This window comes from Microbacterium karelineae (genome assembly GCF_009745985.1).
Lineage (GTDB): Bacteria > Actinomycetota > Actinomycetes > Actinomycetales > Microbacteriaceae > Microbacterium > Microbacterium karelineae.
On record NZ_WFIX01000099.1, the window covers coordinates 1 to 1381 of the forward strand.

A 1381-nucleotide genomic window follows, 5' to 3' on the forward strand; every position below is an offset into this window, starting at 1 on the left:
TTGTTTTTTAAATTTTTTGAGACCTTCAGATAATAGACGGATAGATGATAGACTTTTATACTGTCTATTTTCTTTCGGTCCATTATCTCCTAGTCTTTTGTTTTCTTAGTCCCTGTTTAAAGTATTCTGAAATACCATTGTTGCTTTTTGAAATTCTTCAATCTTAATTTCAAAGATTTCAGTTTTTTCATCAGATAAATATTTTCTATGATTCGCTAACAATATTTGTGTTTGCAATTCAAATGAAGAACCTAAAGAAATATCCAAAAAATGACTAAAAGACTTATTTGTCCTGCTTGAACCTTCAGCTATATTTGATAGAATTGAAATTGCACATCTGTCCATTTGATTTTTCAAACCATACTTTTCATAAGTCGGAAAAGTATCTGTAAAATCTAAAGTTAATCTTGATAATTCCATACTCATTTGCCAGATTTTAAGCTTCTTAAAATTGTGCCTCTTAAAATCATTCGTACATTTTTGGTATCTTTAAGTCTATTATCTATCCGTCTATTCTCTATTTGTCTATTAAAGAAGTTCAAAAATAGAAGCTGCTCCTTGACCTGTTCCCACGCACATAGAAACCATTCCGTACTTGTTGCCTCTTCTTCTCATTTCGTCAAGAAGTTGTACCGTTAGTTTTGTTCCTGTACATCCAAGCGGGTGTCCAAGGGCGATTGCTCCTCCGTTTACGTTTAAGATATCAGGATTTAAGCCTAATTCTTTTTTGATTGCAACAGATTGAGAAGCGAATGCTTCGTTAAGCTCGATCAAATCGATATCTTTTAATTCTAAACCAGCCTGTTTCAATGCTTTTGGAATAGCATAAATTGGACCCATTCCCATGATTCTTGGTTCTAATCCGGCTGCAGCATAAGCCACTAATCTTGCCTCAGGCTCCAGTCCTAATTCTTTTACCATTTCCTCACTCATTACCATTACGAAAGCCGCTCCGTCACTCATTTGAGAAGAGTTTCCGGCAGTTACGCTTCCTCCGTTGGCAAATACAGGTCTTAGTTTTGCTAAACCAGCTAAAGAAGTATCTGCTCTAGGCCCTTCATCTACAGAGAAATCAAACTTTTTAGTCTGCAGTTTCTGATTTTCGTCCAGGAAATTATACTCTACAGGAATCGGAACAATCTGGTTGGCAAATTTACCTTCCTGATTAGCTTTTAAAGCCTTCATATGAGATTCAAAAGCAAACTGATCCTGTTCTTCTCTTGTAATATTATATTGTTTTGCAACTTCTTCCGCTGTGTAACCCATTCCCCAGTAATAATCAGGGTTTGTTTTTGCGATATCCGTTTCAGGAACCGGCTTATAACCTCCCATAGGAATATATGACATAGATTCTGTACCACCCGCGATGATACAATCTGCC

At 36.0% G+C, this 1381-nt stretch carries 2 protein-coding genes; both read right to left on the reverse strand.

Annotated elements, in window-relative coordinates:
- Positions 1-105 precede the first annotated feature (105 nt).
- Positions 106-435, reverse strand: a complete 330-nt coding sequence (locus GB932_RS22080) for a four helix bundle protein (RefSeq protein WP_497755943.1) — start codon at positions 433-435, stop codon at positions 106-108.
- Between the two features lie 93 nt (positions 436-528).
- On the reverse strand, positions 529-1381 hold an 853-nt coding region (locus tag GB932_RS22085; protein ID WP_156758928.1), incomplete at its 5' end, for a thiolase family protein.